The sequence below is a fragment of the Rhodophyticola sp. SM2404 genome, from assembly GCF_053570515.1.
Window position 1 is genome coordinate 221,141 of record NZ_JBSEDL010000001.1, and the last position, 14,497, is coordinate 235,637.

General features: G+C 56.7%; 14 protein-coding genes. 6 read left to right on the forward strand and 8 right to left on the reverse strand.

The genetic code is table 11. The annotated features are described in order from the left end of the window. Positions 1-29: 29 nt before the first annotated feature. The 8 genes from ACTYEO_RS01125 to ACTYEO_RS01160 all read right to left on the reverse strand — a co-directional run bounded on the left by ACTYEO_RS01125 (position 30) and on the right by ACTYEO_RS01160 (position 8,433). Positions 30-1,358 (reverse strand): sigma-54-dependent transcriptional regulator, encoded by a 1,329-nt coding sequence (locus tag ACTYEO_RS01125; protein WP_449321868.1) that lies wholly within the window; start codon positions 1,356-1,358, stop codon positions 30-32. Next, entirely contained in the window at positions 1,355-3,094 is a 1,740-nt protein-coding gene (locus ACTYEO_RS01130; RefSeq protein ID WP_449321869.1) for a sensor histidine kinase, read from the reverse strand. The genes ACTYEO_RS01125 and ACTYEO_RS01130 overlap by 4 nt, the downstream gene beginning before the upstream one ends. 4 nt (positions 3,095-3,098) lie before the next feature. After that, positions 3,099-5,108 carry a TRAP transporter permease gene (locus ACTYEO_RS01135; RefSeq protein ID WP_449321870.1) on the reverse strand — a complete coding sequence of 670 codons (2,010 nt, stop codon included), beginning with the start codon at positions 5,106-5,108 and terminating at the stop codon, positions 3,099-3,101. Positions 5,109-5,113: 5 nt separating this feature from the next. Next, positions 5,114-5,590, reverse strand: coding sequence for a DUF1850 domain-containing protein (locus ACTYEO_RS01140; protein WP_449321871.1), 477 nt, complete (start codon positions 5,588-5,590; stop codon positions 5,114-5,116). Continuing rightward, positions 5,587-6,573, reverse strand: a complete 987-nt coding sequence (locus ACTYEO_RS01145) for a TAXI family TRAP transporter solute-binding subunit (RefSeq protein ID WP_449321872.1) — start codon at positions 6,571-6,573, stop codon at positions 5,587-5,589. The genes ACTYEO_RS01140 and ACTYEO_RS01145 overlap by 4 nt, the downstream gene beginning before the upstream one ends. A gap of 483 nt (positions 6,574-7,056) precedes the next feature. Then, positions 7,057-7,740 (reverse strand): D-lyxose/D-mannose family sugar isomerase, encoded by a 684-nt coding sequence (locus ACTYEO_RS01150; RefSeq protein WP_449321873.1) that lies wholly within the window; start codon positions 7,738-7,740, stop codon positions 7,057-7,059. Between the two features lie 11 nt (positions 7,741-7,751). Beyond that, complete coding sequence (locus ACTYEO_RS01155) at positions 7,752-7,898, reverse strand: hypothetical protein (RefSeq protein ID WP_449321874.1); 147 nt, start codon at positions 7,896-7,898, stop codon at positions 7,752-7,754. A 61-nt stretch (positions 7,899-7,959) separates the two neighbouring features. Further along, entirely contained in the window at positions 7,960-8,433 is a 474-nt protein-coding gene (locus tag ACTYEO_RS01160; protein ID WP_449321875.1) for a MarR family winged helix-turn-helix transcriptional regulator, read from the reverse strand. Between the two features lie 109 nt (positions 8,434-8,542). On the opposite strand from ACTYEO_RS01160, the gene ACTYEO_RS01165 reads away from it, so the two are divergent. The 6 genes from ACTYEO_RS01165 to fahA are packed head-to-tail and all read left to right on the forward strand — an operon-like array spanning position 8,543 to position 14,496. Then, positions 8,543-9,493, forward strand: coding sequence for an MBL fold metallo-hydrolase (locus ACTYEO_RS01165; protein WP_449321876.1), 951 nt, complete (start codon positions 8,543-8,545; stop codon positions 9,491-9,493). Then, positions 9,490-11,091, forward strand: coding sequence for an FAD-dependent oxidoreductase (locus ACTYEO_RS01170; RefSeq protein ID WP_449321877.1), 1,602 nt, complete (start codon positions 9,490-9,492; stop codon positions 11,089-11,091). The genes ACTYEO_RS01165 and ACTYEO_RS01170 overlap by 4 nt, the downstream gene beginning before the upstream one ends. After that, positions 11,088-11,285, forward strand: coding sequence for a DUF2783 domain-containing protein (locus ACTYEO_RS01175; RefSeq protein WP_449321878.1), 198 nt, complete (start codon positions 11,088-11,090; stop codon positions 11,283-11,285). Before ACTYEO_RS01170 ends, ACTYEO_RS01175 begins: the two co-directional genes overlap by 4 nt. Further along, positions 11,282-12,628, forward strand: coding sequence for a homogentisate 1,2-dioxygenase (gene hmgA, locus ACTYEO_RS01180; RefSeq protein ID WP_449321879.1), 1,347 nt, complete (start codon positions 11,282-11,284; stop codon positions 12,626-12,628). Before ACTYEO_RS01175 ends, hmgA begins: the two co-directional genes overlap by 4 nt. Beyond that, positions 12,625-13,251, forward strand: coding sequence for a maleylacetoacetate isomerase (gene maiA / locus ACTYEO_RS01185; RefSeq protein WP_449321880.1), 627 nt, complete (start codon positions 12,625-12,627; stop codon positions 13,249-13,251). The genes hmgA and maiA overlap by 4 nt, the downstream gene beginning before the upstream one ends. Positions 13,252-13,263: 12 nt before the next feature. Next, positions 13,264-14,496, forward strand: coding sequence for a fumarylacetoacetase (gene fahA, locus ACTYEO_RS01190; protein WP_449321881.1), 1,233 nt, complete (start codon positions 13,264-13,266; stop codon positions 14,494-14,496). Position 14,497: the final 1 nt, after the last annotated feature.

A 14,497-nucleotide genomic window follows, 5' to 3' on the forward strand; every position in this document is an offset into this window, starting at 1 on the left:
CATTTTGCTCCGCTAAGTTGCTGCGATTTTTATGGCTCGCCTTCCTTGCGCTCAAGGTTGGAGGAAATTCCGTATCGGCGCATTTTGTCGTTAAGGGTTCGGCGCGGCACCCCGAGGATTTCTGCAGCGCGTAGCGTGTTTCCAGCGCAAGCATCTAGCACCGCTGAAATTTCGCGGGCCTCAAATTCAGACACGCGGTCTGCAAGGGCCTTGGGGCCAGAGGCTGGGATGCCAGAGCTTTCCAACTCGAATAGCCCAAGTGCAAAGGCTTCGGCGCTGGTTTTAAGTTCGCGCACATTGCCGCTCCATGTCTGGCGCTTGATCTTTTGTGCCATTGCCCATTCAAGTTTGGGGGCACTGCGCCCATAGCGTTGGGCAGCAAGCTGGGCATAATGCGCAAAGATCAAAGGAATGTCTTCGCCCGCTTCGTGCAGGGTTGGCGTTGTAAATTCCGCGCCAGCGAGCCTGAAGAACAGATCAGGGCGGAAGGTATCGAGCAACCGCAGATTGGTTTTGGTGGTCGCGATAACCCTGACATCAAGCGGCCTTGCGTCAGTATCGCCCATCCGTTCAAAACTGCGCTCTTGCAAGACCCGCAAAAGCTTGGCCTGAATGACCATTGGCATCGCCTCGACCTCATCCAGCATTAAGGTGCCGCCATGGGCCGTTTCCAGCTTGCCCGCGCGCCCCTTTGCATCATGAGCAAAAACGCCTTCACCGTGACCGAACAGGACCGTCTCGGCTGCGGATTCTGGCAAGATGGCACAATCCAGCACAACGAAAGGCCCGCTAGAGCGGCTGCTGGCGGCATGGATCGCGCGCGCTGCAAGCTCTTTTCCAGTGCCCGTTTCGCCAGTGATAAGAACATCAAGATCAACCGATGCCAAAGCGGCTATGCGTTTGCGAAATTGCTGCATCGCACGCGATTTGCCAAGAATGCTATCATTGGCCTTCTCTGCCAACATCTGCTTCAGGCGCGTCACTTCCCTGCGGGCGGCTTGCGCTTCTAACGTGCGGCGAACAACGGCCATCAGATGTGTTGAATCGTAGGGCTTTTCTAGAAAATCTTCAGCACCTGCGCGTATAGCGTCAACCGCATGGCCGACATCACCATTGCCCGTCAGAAGCACAACTGGCACAGCTTGTTTTTGGGTCCGTAGCTCTTTTACAAATTCTATCCCGTCCATCTGGGGCATGCGCAGATCACTGATGATAAGGTCTGGGTTGGCCGGCATAGCCTGCAAGGCCTCTGCCGCAGAAGGGAAGGCTTGTACGGCATATCCAGATGCTTCGACCAGATCAGCCAAGGACGAGAGGTGATCTGCATCATCATCAACAATGAAAAGAAGTGCGCTCATGCGACTTGCGCCGTTTTATCAAGGGCCAAAGGCAGCGTGACCACAACCTGTGTTCCGCGATCTGGACCAGCGCCGATATCGAGGGTGCCTTTGAAATCGGAAAGGATCGCTTTGCAAATTGCGAGGCCAAGGCCCAAGTTTTCACCTGTTAACTTTGTTGAAAAGAATGGCTCAGTCACTTTTGGCAGATCCTCCTCTTGGATGCCTATGCCCGTATCCGCAATGCACAGCCTCGCTTGGCCATCTTCGGTTGTCAAAGTGACACTGATCTGCGCGTCGGGCGTTTCGGCGACTGCATCCAGCGCGTTAAGCAGGAGATTCACCACAACTTGCTCGATCCTGATTACGCCTGCCATGACCTCAAACCTGCCTTCTGGGGCATGAAATGTCGGCACAACCCCCATGGCGCGCGCGCGCGGCTCCACAAGATCGATCGCGGATCGGACTGGAGCGCAGAGGTCGATCAAGCTACGCTCGGCGGTCTCTTTCCGCGCAAAGCTCTTGAGGTGTTTTGTGGTGCGTTGCATCCGACGGATCAGGCCACGGGCCTTATCGAGCCGTTTTGCCGTTGGGGCGTCTTGTTGGTTCAATCCAAGTTCGGCTGCTGCAATGCTTGCTTCCAAAGCAGCAAGCGGCTGGCTAATTTCATGAACAATCGCCGTAGACATACGCCCTAAAGCGGCCATTTTTTCGGTATGTATCAATGCTTCTTGCGTCGTGCGTAAATCAATCTCGATTTCGGTGCGCGCCTCAACTTCTCGGGCCAAATCTGCGGTTCTTGCAATGACCATGGATTCAAGCTTTTCCGATTGCGAGAGCCGCAATGCAATGATCTGTCGTCGCTGTTCCCATGCCTTGAATGCAGCCGCAATCGCCAATGTTGCAAGTGCTGCCAAGATGGCTGAGGCCAAGGACAAAACCTGTAGCCCTGTTGTGCCGCGCGCCGCAATCACTTGCCAGTTGGTGGACGGCATCGGGGAAATCCGAGCAATCCAATCGTCCCAAGATGCGTTTCCGTGCTCGGTTTCTGTATCCATAAGCGGGGCTGAGTTGGCGAGGTCCACCCCCTCATAGGCGCGAGTTTCATCAAGCTGTGCAATGACCTCAGGGCTGAGCTGAGTAAGGGCCCGATATTGCCATTCTGGTCGGGCTGAGAGAAACACAATCCCGTTCCCATCTGCCAAGGCAACATCCGCATTTGCAGCGCGCCAGATCGCCTCTAGCGGACGCAGATCAAGCTTGACGACCAACACACCGACGGCCCCGCCTGCCTCTACCCGAGTAGAAAGAAAATACCCCGGAACGCCAGTTGTCACGCCGATTGCATAAAAATCGCCTTGTCCCGTCTGCATCGCTTCTTGGAAATAGGGACGAAACGCATAATTCTGCCCCACAAAACTTCCAGGGCTGTTCCAGTTTGACGCGGAAATCGTATCGCCCTGCGCATTGATCAAGAACAGATCGCCAGCTTGGGTATGGGCGGTGAGGGTCTCAAGATATAGGTTTGCGTCCTGCAAGGACCCCGTTCCGGCCAAGGCATCGCGTACGCGCACATCTTCGGCGGCGACTGCTGGCAGAGACCTCAGGCGTTCGACTTCCGCTTCGACGGCGCGCGTTGTCAAAAGCAGGGTTTGGTCCAGCTCTGTTCGGGCTGAACCAAGTGCAAGATTTTGCACAACTACCCAGCTCAGAATAGCCGCTAGTCCGGCAAGAAGGAGTGGCCGGACCAGCTTCACAGGCTTAGGCCTCCGATGGTGTTTTCAACCATGGGGGGCCGTCGGGAAGGTTTCTTTCCCGCCGCGCCTGAAACCAGTTCACGCCGAGCAAGACCAGGATCAGTACAAACCCTGCGATTTCGTAGGTCAGATTTGACCAGAAAACGGCGACCACACCGAACATAAGCAATACCCGCATCCACAACGCGATTGGACGGAACAAGAACCCCTCGAGGATCGCGGCAAAGGCCACCAGAGCCACGATTGCGATGGCACCTCCCCAAAGGACCAGCGGCAGCGGGCCACCAAGAATGATCTGCTGGTTGAAGACCATGAAAAGCGGGATCAGATAAAGGCCTTTGGCGTATTTCCATGCCTGAATACTTGTTTCCATCGGTTTCGACCCCGCGATCGCAGCACCTGCAAAGCCGGCGAGTGCAATCGGAGGTGTCACGTTACTGTCTTGCGAATACCAGAAGACAACAAGGTGCGCGATCAAAATTGGAATGCCAAACTGCTCGGTCAATGCGGGACCAACAAGGATGATCAGGACGATATAGGCTGCCGTCACCGGCAGACCCATGCCAAGGATCAGGCTCGCAAGCAGCACTAGGATCAGGGCAAGAATGATATTGCCGCCAGAGAAGGCAATCATCATCGCCGAGAATTTCAGCCCAAGACCGGTCAAGCCGACGACGCCCACAATGATGCCAGCAACAGCACAGGCAACCGATACAGCGACTGCATTGCGCGCACCAAGATCCAGCGCGTGGAGCGTTAGATCGACCCCTCGCTTACACAGGGCAATAAAGCCTTCAATCGTCGGCTCGGAGCGTATGAATGACCAAAGGGCACGGGCCGAGGCCGCGGCAATGATCGACAAGATCGCGTAAAAGCCAACCCGCATAGGCGAGTAACCCGCGACCAACAATGCCACAAGCGCAACAAGTGGCAGCAGGAAATGCCAACCCTCTGCCAAGATCTTGCGCATATTTGGCAGATCTTCGGCTGGAAGGCCTTTCATCCCCAGTTTCACGGCCGCGATATGGACCAACAGGTAGACAGAGCCAAAATATAGAAACGCAGGAAAAATCGAAACCAGAACAATCTGGACATATGGCATTTGGGTGAATTCGCTCATCAAGAACGCACCCGCACCCATAAGCGGTGGCATGATTTGCCCACCCGTTGAGGCCGCTGCTTCGATCCCGCCCGCCTGTGCGGGACGGTAGCCAAGTTTCTTCATCAAGGGGATGGTGAACGCACCCGTCGTGACCACATTGGCAATCGCAGAGCCCGAGATTGAACCCATGCCTGCGCTGGCAATCACAGCCGCCTTGGCTGGCCCCCCGGGTTTTTTGCCAGCTGCGGCATAAGCAAGATCAATAAAGAATTTGCCTGCACCTGTGACTTCCAGAAAGGCACCGAACAGCACAAAGACGAAAACGAATGTGGCAGCCACGCCCAAGGGGATGCCAAAGATGCCTTCTGCACCAAGGGTCATTTGGCTGGCCAGCCGTTCAAGAGAATAACCACGGTGATTAAGGATGCCTGGCATAACGTCGGCGAGGAACGGAAGTTCCCCACGGCTGCCTGAGAATGCGTAGACAATGAAGAAGGCACCAATCAGTGTCATACCCAGCCCCACGGCGCGGCGGGCGGCTTCCAAAACGACGATCATGGTCACAAAACCCATGATGACGTCGATGTCGCGCGGGAAGACTTGATTGGCGATGATGTCGATGTTCAACGGCACCCAAGCACCCGCTGCGATGCTTGCGACAATCAGTGCGCTGTCAATGATCCACCCAATGACACCGCGCGTTTTGTAACGTCCGAAAACGGGGTAGATCAGGAAACAGAGCACCAAAACAAACCCAAGGTGAATAGGGCGCTGAAAAAACAGCCCCAAAGGTTGCAGGCCCGCCGTGTAAAGCTGGAACAGCGATAGAGCGATCCCGATCACGGTAATGGTCCGCACAATCGTTTTAGGCTGCTCAAGGGGGAGCTTTATTTCGTCTGTGGTCGAACTCATCGGTCTTAATTCCTTGTAAGAGCAATCCGCACGCGTTCGCGCGGCGCTACAGCAGATAGAGATACGGTTGTGTTTCCAACCTGTAATCGGTGATTAACTGGGCCTGCACCGGGGCGCAGAACATAAGCATTTCCTGGTACAGGCTCATGAATGTCGCGAATAAAGTAGCCACCTTGGCCATCCGTGATTTGCCGACCACGACCAGGGATGTGATCGAGGCCAGCCGCAAAATCAGGAAGATGTGCGTGCATTAGAACCATTTGGCCTGCTTGGTTTTCGTAGCAATCTGCCACGGGAAAACCCTGTACAGAATGGTTCCAAAGCACGCACCACTCGGTTCCTTCTGGAACGGACAGACGGGCAATCTCTGTGCCGTCTTCGCGCGTGGCGATCAGTTCATCTGCGAATGCAGAAACTGGCAAAAGCATCAAAACGAGAAGGAGGAGGCCTTTGCCTCCCCCTCCCCAAGGCATCTCATTCATGGACGGAGGTTATCCGGAATGGTCGCGCCAATCTCTTCGTAGTAGCGGATCGCACCAGGGTGCAGCGGAATTGGCGTTGCCGCGATTGTAAGATCGACGGTTGTCTGGTTCGCTGCGGGGTGAATGGCCTGCATGTCTGCAATGTTTTCGAACATCGCTTTTGTCACCGCATAAACAACATCATCGGACATTTCAGAAGACACAGTCAGTACGTTCGGAATGCCGAGCACGGAAATGTCTTCATCAACACCAGGATATGTACCACCAGCAAGTGTGGTCTGAGCGAAGGTTTCATGTGCCCCCATTGCCGCTTCAAGCTCGGCTTCGGACAGCGCAATAACTACGATGTCTTGAGTCGTTGCGAGGTTGAGGATCGACGATGTTGGCGCACCAACAGACCAGAAGCCCGCATCGATGTCACCGTTGCCGAGCGCGTCAGCCGTTTCGTTGAAGTTCAGGCGCTGCTCGTCGATGTCATCATAGCTGATGCCATTTGCTTCGAGGATAGCAGCCGTGTTGACTTCGGTACCAGAACCTGGCGCACCGATGGATACGCGCTTGCCGCGAAGATCTTCGAGCGACGTGATGCCCGAACCTTCAAGCGCCACGATGTGGATCATGTTTGCATAAAGCGATGCAACACCGCGGATCATTTCAAGTTGCTGGCCTTCAAAGCGCCCTGTGCCCGTTTGAGCTTGTGCAACTGTATCGGCCAGACCGATTGCAAAATCAGCATCGCCCGTGGCGATCAGACCCATGTTTTCAACAGAGGCGCCTGTGACCTCGGCGGTCGCCGAAAAGCCATCTACGTGGTTATTGATGACTTCGGCCAAGCCGCCACCCATAGGGTAGTAAACGCCGCCTGTGCCGCCAGTTGCGATCGAAAGCTGCTCCTGAGCGGCCGCTGGCGCGCTAAGGCCCATGGCCACAACTGCAGCCGTACCAAGCAGGCCAAAAGACCTGCGCGTGAAAGTATTGAACATTATTGATCCTCCCAGATCGGGCAGTCTGCCCACCAATTAAACCCGAATCCTCCCGGGTCAGGCTAAACGCTACGCAAAACGGATGGGTTGGGGTTAAAATTTTTGCGCTTTTCCCCAACTCCGTGGCAATAAGTCGCCAAACTTGGCGCAAATTACCGCCAGCAGGGCGCGGGCGTTGGTGGAGTGGCCCGCAAAAACGCAGTGGACGCAGGTAGCGCCTGTTTGTCACGGCGTGGGCATATGCGTGGTCGCTATAAAAATCGCTGTCTAGTTTTTGCAATCCATTTTGATACCCCTATGCATCAAGCTGTGGTCACGTGTCGAATTACGGGCACAGTCAGCATTACAGCGGCACTTTCTAGATAACGAACGGGAAGTACGGTGTTAACCTCCGCGTCTCAGATGTGGTGATCTCCCTCCAGCGCCTGAAGGGACCAAGGCTATTTCTGCAGGAATACTTCAACTCGGTCCTGCGCGAGGGGATCATAGGCAATTGGCGTAGTCGCTGACCAGCAGGTGGGTTGGGTCAACGTCTTCCTCGATATTGGCGAAGCGGCCGATAGGGTCGCGGAAAATATTGTCGGTTTCATCGTCGTTGACGGTGCTGACTTCGCCAATCAGAACGTCGCCGCCTTCGCCCCAAAAAGCGTGCCAATCCCCTGGCATGAGTGTCACGCTCTCACCTGGTGCGAGCTTGAGTTTCTGCCCCGCCTCGTAATCGATGCGGATGCCATCGCAATGAACAGTGCCGCCCTTGTCCTCGGCAAAGCGGCCCTGATCATCCGAGCCATAAAGCTCGACGATCAGCGTCGCGCCGCCGCGATTGATGATATCCTCGGCCTTAAGGATATGGGTGTGCATCGGGCTGAGTTGATCTTGCCGCGAGATCAGCAACTTTTCCGCATAGCACATGCCTCCACCCCGTTTCAGATCCGCCAGACGGCCATTGCGCAAGGTGAACAAAAACAGCCCCATCCTGTCAAAATCGCCTGCGCCGTAATCGGTTATATCCCAACCATTGCGTGCCGAGATCACATTGCGCGCTTCGTCTTTACGCGCAGTAAATTCCTCGGGCGACCAATAGGCGAAGGGTGGCAGGGCAAACCCATGCTTGCGAATAAGCTCATCCGCGTCCGCCATGATTGTATTTATGGTTGAGCGTTTCATGCAGGAAACCTTTATGTGTTAAGAAATTCGATGACCATCGCAGCGGTCCATGTGAAACTATCGCCGCCGCGAGTTTCGGCGTTGACCTGCCCGTAACATTCGGCAAACCCGCTGCATTCGGTGAAGGTTGGACCATTCCATGTTACTTGATGCGACATCGCCAATTTCTACCGTTAGTGAATTTGATCTTATATCAGATTGGAGTTGTAGCCTTATTTCTTACCGTGTGGCTTCATATCTCGGTTTGGCATCGGGGTCATTGTCCAGCACTCGATGAAAATGTTCTATCACTTCATTGAAGGTCTTGCGTTGCGCGTCGCTGAGCCCTTCAAGCAGCCCCCGCTCAACCTTGATGGCGGGAGGGAGGATTGCGTCAAGCGTTGCCACCCCCTTCTTGGTTAGCCCGATCTCGACCAGTCGGGCATCTTTTGCGCCCGCGCGCTTTGCGACCAGCCCCGCGCTCTCCATCCGCGCAACTGCGCGGCTGACGCGGGATTTTTCGAGATTTGTATAGACCTGAATATCGCGCACCGAAGCAGTGCCGAGATATTGCAAATTCACCAAGACCCGCCATTCGGCAACCGATAGCCCATGTGACTTTCCGTAATCGGCAGAGAGCCGTTGGCTCACCCGTTCCGAGATATAGGCCAGTCGATAGGGCAGAAAGGTCGCGAGGTCGAAATCTGTGCTCATGTGCACCCCTTGAGATAACCATAGAATATTGACTTTCGTTGCAATCGCAACGATATAATTCATTGCAATTGCAACAAAGGGCGAGATGGCTCGCCCATGGGGAGGATTCATGGCGAAGACATTCGCGTCAGCGGGCGATCTGACGGAAAAGAAGATCAGTTTCACCGAAGTGGGCGAGGGGCTTTATGCCTTTACCGCTGAGGGGGATCCGAATTCGGGCGTGATCATCGGCGATGACAGCGTGATGATCGTCGAAGCGCAAGCCACCCCGCGGCTGGCCAATAAGGTCATCGACTGTGTGCGCAGCGTCACCGATAAACCGATTAGCCATGTTGTCCTGACCCATTATCATGCGGTTCGCGTGCTGGGGGCCTCGGCTTTCGGGGCGGATCAGATCATCATGTCGGATGCCGCGCGCTCCATGGTGATGGAGCGTGGGCAGGAAGATTGGGACAGCGAATTCCAACGCTTTCCGCGCCTGTTCGAGGGGCATGAAAGTATCCCTGGATTGACCTATCCAACCACGACATTCAGCGATGCCATGACCGTGTTCCTTGGCAATCGTCGGGTCGAGATCAAGCAGATCGGCCGCGCCCATACGGCTGGCGATAGCGTGGTCTGGGTGCCCGATGCGCAGACGATGTTCACAGGCGATATCGTAGAATACCATTCGGCCTGCTATTGCGGCGATGGCCATTATGAAGAATGGGGGGCGACGCTGGATGCCGTGAAAGCCTATGACCCGCAATCGATTGCACCGGGGCGCGGCGATGCGCTGGTCGGGCGCGAAATGGTGGATGCGGCCATCGCGAATACGCGGGATTTCGTGGATAGCACCTATAACGCGGTCAAACCTGTGGCGGCCAAAGGGGGCAGCCTCAAGGATGCTTGGGATGCGGTGCGCGCGGCCTGTGATCCGAAATTCAAGGATTATGCGATTTATGAGCATTGCCTGCCGTTCAACGTGGCCCGCGCCTATGACGAGGCGCGCGGCATTGCCCATCCCCGCATCTGGACCGCGCAGCGCGATCTGGACATGTGGGAGGCGCTTCAGGGATGAACGCGCCGCTGGTTGATCGTTATCCGCTGGCTTTCAGGCTCTACCCCTATCAGCGCAATGCGGATCAAGATGCGGCATCGCCCGTGCGGCATCCTGTGGTGATCGTTGGGGGCGGTCCAATCGGCTTGGCCCTCGCCATGGATCTGGGCCAGCGCGGGGTGCCTGCGCTGGTGTTGGATGATCATGAAGGGGTCGGGCTTGGCTCGCGCGCGATTTGCTTTGCCAAGCGCACGCTCGAGATCATGCACCGTTTGGGGGCAGGGGCAGCCCTGCTGGATAAGGGCGTTGTCTGGCAAAAGGGCCGCGTCTTCCGTGACCGCGACGAAGTGTTCGAGTTTGATCTTCTACCTGAGGATGGCCATCGCTGCCCTGCTTTCATCAATCTCAGCCAGATGCATTTTGAAAAATACCAGATGGAAGCGATTGATGCCTCGGATGCACCTGTTGAGGTTCGCGGCAAGAACCGTGTGGATGCGGTTGAGGACAAAGGCGATCACATTGCCCTAACCGTGATGACACCCGATGGCCCCTATCAGATCGAGGCTGAGTATCTGGTGGCCTGTGACGGCGCGCGCTCGCCCATTCGCGATATGATGGGGCTGGGGTTTGAGGGCCGTGTCTTTGAGGATAATTTCCTGATTGCCGATGTGAAAATGACGGCTGATTTCCCAACCGAGCGCTGGTTCTGGTTCGAGCCGTGGTTCAAATCAGGCGACAGCGCCTTACTGCATAAGCAGCCCGATGATATCTGGCGGATCGATTTTCAGCTTGGCTGGGATATCGACCGCGAAAAGGAACTCAAGCCCGAGAATATCCGCGCCCGTGTCGATCAGATGCTGGGGCCCGATGTGGAATACGAGCTGGATTGGTGCTCGATCTACACGTTCCAATGCCGCCGCATGGAGAAATTCGTTCATAACCGCGTGGTCTTCGCGGGCGATTCCGCGCATCAAGTCTCGCCTTTCGGGGCGCGCGGGGCCAATTCAGGCGTTCAGGATGCCGATAATCTCGGCTGGAAACTGGCGGCTGTGCTCAATGGCGCGCCTGCGGCGCTTCTGGACAGCTATGAGCTGGAACGCGCAGCGGCGGCGGATGAGAATATCCTTAACTCCACCCGTTCGACCGATTTCCTGACCCCGAAATCGCAAATGTCCAAGATTTTCCGCAATGCGGTGCTCGATCTCGCGAAAGAACATGCCTTTGCCCGCCCGCTGATCAATTCAGGCCGCTTGAGCCTTCCAAGTGTTTATGACGGCTCGCCCTTGAATGGCTCGGATGCGCTTGGCGGCCCCGCACGCACAAGGCCGGGCGCGCCCTGTCCTGATGCGCCTTTGGGCGGCGGGTATTTGCTGGACCATCTGGCGGGCCAATTCACCGTGCTGGCAATCGGCACAGAGGCCCCGTCGCTGGAGGGTGCTGTTGCGTTGCATATCGGGCAGGCAGAGATTTCTGCGGAATTGAGAGAGCGCTATTTGGGCGATGCACCCTCGGCGGTCTATCTGATCCGCCCTGATCAGCATATCGCGGCCCGCTGGCCTGATGTGGAGGCGTCGACACTGGCAGATGCGATGCATATAGCTCTGGGAGGTGCCGCATGAGCGATCTGAACCTATCCCCAAATATCACCGATCCCGACGGCTTTTATGCCGAGCTTCTGGCTGTGCATGACGGGCTGTCACTGGAAGACAGCCAAAGCCTGAATGCCCGTCTGGTGTTGATTTTGGCCAATCACATTGGCGACCGCGCCGTTTTGCGCGCGGCCCTGAGCGCCGCGAAAGGAGCGAGCACATGACATCCATGGAACCGCATAGCCTGATCCAATCCGACGGGGCCAGTACCACGCCGGGCTATATGTCGGGCTGGGGCAATGATTTTGAAACCGAAGCCCTGCCGGGGGCTTTGCCTATTGGCATGAACTCGCCCCAAAAGGTGAATTACGGCCTCTATGCCGAGCAGCTTTCAGGCACCGCATTCACCCAACCCGCGCCAGAGCGTACTTGGTGCTACCGCATTCGCCCTTCGGTCAAACATACCCACCGTTTTGCCCGCATTGATCTGCCTTATTGGAAATCCGCGCCGCATATCGTCGAGGATGTCACCTCGCTCGGCCAATACCGCTGGAACCCCATTGAGGCCGAGGGCGATCTGACTTGGCTGACAGGCATGCGCACCATCACCACGGCGGGGGATGTGAATACGCAGGTGGGGATGGCCTCACATGTTTATCTGGTGACGCAAAGCATGAAGGATGCCTATTTCTATTCGGCAGATTCCGAGATGCTGGTCGTGCCGCAACAGGGCAAGCTACGTTTCGCCACCGAGCTTGGGATCATCGATGTGGAGCCTAAGGAAATCGCCATTCTCCCGCGTGGTCTGGTCTACCGTGTCGAGGTGCTGGAAGGCCCATGCCGTGGCTTTGTGTGCGAAAATTACGGGGCGAAGTTCGATCTGCCTGACAGGGGCCCGATCGGGGCCAATTGCCTTGCCAATCCGCGCGATTTCAAGGCCCCCGTTGCCGCCTTTGAAGACCGTGAGACCCCAAGCACCGTCACCGTGAAATGGTGCGGTCAGTTCCATGAAACCCATATCGGCCATAGCCCGCTGGATATTGTGGCATGGCATGGCAATTACGCCCCGATGAAATATGATTTGCGGGCCTATTGCCCTGTCGGGGCGATCCTGTTCGACCATCCCGACCCGTCAATCTTCACCGTGCTGACAGCACCTGGTGGTCAAGCGGGCGTTGCCAATATCGACTTTGTTTTGTTCCGCGAACGCTGGCTGGTGGCCGAGGATACCTTCCGCCCGCCTTGGTACCACAAAAACGTCATGTCCGAGTTGATGGGCAATATCTATGGCCAATATGACGCCAAGCCCGAAGGCTTTGTTCCGGGTGGCATGTCACTGCATAATATGATGCTGCCCCATGGCCCCGATATGGAGGCCTTCGAGAAAGCCTCAAATGCCAATCTTGGGGCAGATAAGCTCGACCGCACGATGTCCTTCATGTTCGAGACCCGTTTTCCCCAGCATCTGACAGAATATGCGGGCAAGGAGGCACCTTTGCAGGACAATTACATCGATTGCTGGACCTCGCTTGAGAAGAAATTTGACGGCACGCCTGGTAAGAAATGAAGCTGTATTCCCATTGGCGTTCAACCACCTCCTACCGCGTCCGCATCGCGCTGCATCTCAAGCAGATTGCCTTTGAAACCGTGCCGGTCGATCTGGTCGCGGGGGACCAACGCGATGCGGAGTATCTGGCGGTTAACCCCGTGGCTGGCGTGCCCGCGCTGGTGCTGGAGGATGGCACGGTTCTGACGCAATCCATGGCCATCCTCGAATGGATCGAGGCGCGCCACCCCAACCCAACCCTGATCCCGCGCGATCCGGTGCAAGCCGCCCTGATCCGTGCCGCGGCGCTGGTCATGGCGGCGGATGTGCATCCGGTGAACAATCTCAAAGTGGTGCAGCAACTCAAGGCCATGGGCCATGATCACGATGAGGCCGTCGCATGGATGCAGGATTGGATGACACGCGGGTTCACAGCCTATGATGCATTGATCCCGGGCGGCGCGTTCAGCTTTGGGGACGTCTTGAGCCTTGCCGATATCTGCCTTGTCGCGCAGCTTTATAATGCGCATCGATGGGGTGTTGACCTATCGCCTTTCCCACGCCTGACCGAGATCGAGGCACGCTGCCTTGCTTTGCCTGCCTTTGATGCAGCCCACCCCCAAAACCAGCCCGATGCGGCCTAGACGGAGACGAGTATGACTTTGAAGCGATCATGGGTTGAAACGGCCAATACCGCCGAAACCGACTTTCCGTTGAACAACCTGCCTTATGGCGTGTTCTCCAACGGCGGCGCGCCGCGCTGTGGCGTGGCCATCGGCGATCAGATATTGGACATGGCCGCAATGGAGACAGAAGGGCTGCTTGATTTTGACGGGGCTTTGCAAAGGCCTGCGTGGAATGCCTTTATGGAACAGGGCAGGGCGGCTTGGGCGCGCCTGCAGCAAAGCCTGACGGATATGCTGGCCGAGGGGAGTGCGGCCCAAGATCAGCTTGCGCCCCTGCTGGTGCCGATGGCGGGCGTGCAGATGCATATGCCCTTCACGGTGACGGAATTCACCGATTTCTATGCCTCGCGCAATCATGCGACAAATGTCGGCACGATGTTTCGCGGGGCCGAGAACGCCTTGCCGCCGAATTGGCTGCATATTCCCATCGGCTATAACGGGCGGGCCTCGTCTGTTGTGGTGGATGGCACGGATATCCGCCGCCCCTATGGGCAGTTGAAAGGGCCAAATGATGCGCGGCCGCGTTTTGCGCCCTCTGCGCGTTTCGATTTCGAGCTTGAGATGGGCGCGATTGTCGGGGTCCCCTCGGATGCGCCTATTTCCGTGGATGAGGCGTTTGCCAATATCTTCGGCTATGTGATCCTGAATGACTGGTCTGCGCGCGATATTCAGGCATGGGAGTACCAACCGCTTGGGCCGTTTCAGGCCAAGGCCACAGCCACCAGCATCAGCCCTTGGATCGTGACCGCCGCCGCGCTCGAGCCGTTCCGCCGCCCCACGCCCGAGCGTGAATTCGCCTTGCTGCCCCATATCGCCGACACCGCCCCCATGCTCTATGACATCGAGCTTGAGGTTGGCCTGATGCCTGAGGGCAAATCCGAGACCGTGATTGCGCGCACCAATTACAAAGAGATGTATTATTCCTCGGCGCAGCAATTGGCCCATCACACAAGCAGCGGTTGCCCGATGCGGGTGGGCGATTTGCTGGGGTCGGGCACAATTTCGGGCGCGACCAAAGACAGCCGTGGTGCCTTGCTGGAGCTGAGCTGGGGTGGAAAGGAACCGATTACGCTTGATACGGGCGAGGAGCGCAGCTTCCTCGCGGATGGGGACACCCTGACCTTGCGCGGGGCGGCTTGCGGCGCGGGCTTCCGCATCGGCTTTGGCGCATGTTCGGGCACAGTGCTTCCAGCCAAGACGTGAG

Bases quoted from the DNA above. Each gene is read 5' to 3' on its own strand.
- ACTYEO_RS01125 (WP_449321868.1), bottom strand. From the start codon at position 1,358: ATGAGCGCACTTCTTTTCATTGTTGATGATGATGCAGATCACCTCTCG.
- ACTYEO_RS01135 (WP_449321870.1), bottom strand. From the start codon at position 5,108: ATGAGTTCGACCACAGACGAAATAAAGCTCCCCCTTGAGCAGCCTAAA.
- ACTYEO_RS01140 (WP_449321871.1), bottom strand. From the start codon at position 5,590: ATGAATGAGATGCCTTGGGGAGGGGGAGGCAAAGGCCTCCTCCTTCTC.
- ACTYEO_RS01145 (WP_449321872.1), bottom strand. From the start codon at position 6,573: ATGTTCAATACTTTCACGCGCAGGTCTTTTGGCCTGCTTGGTACGGCT.
- ACTYEO_RS01150 (WP_449321873.1), bottom strand. From the start codon at position 7,740: ATGAAACGCTCAACCATAAATACAATCATGGCGGACGCGGATGAGCTT.
- ACTYEO_RS01155 (WP_449321874.1), bottom strand. From the start codon at position 7,898: ATGTCGCATCAAGTAACATGGAATGGTCCAACCTTCACCGAATGCAGC.
- ACTYEO_RS01160 (WP_449321875.1), bottom strand. From the start codon at position 8,433: ATGAGCACAGATTTCGACCTCGCGACCTTTCTGCCCTATCGACTGGCC.
- ACTYEO_RS01165 (WP_449321876.1), top strand. From the start codon at position 8,543: ATGGCGAAGACATTCGCGTCAGCGGGCGATCTGACGGAAAAGAAGATC.
- ACTYEO_RS01170 (WP_449321877.1), top strand. From the start codon at position 9,490: ATGAACGCGCCGCTGGTTGATCGTTATCCGCTGGCTTTCAGGCTCTAC.
- ACTYEO_RS01175 (WP_449321878.1), top strand. From the start codon at position 11,088: ATGAGCGATCTGAACCTATCCCCAAATATCACCGATCCCGACGGCTTT.
- hmgA (WP_449321879.1), top strand. From the start codon at position 11,282: ATGACATCCATGGAACCGCATAGCCTGATCCAATCCGACGGGGCCAGT.
- maiA (WP_449321880.1), top strand. From the start codon at position 12,625: ATGAAGCTGTATTCCCATTGGCGTTCAACCACCTCCTACCGCGTCCGC.
- fahA (WP_449321881.1), top strand. From the start codon at position 13,264: ATGACTTTGAAGCGATCATGGGTTGAAACGGCCAATACCGCCGAAACC.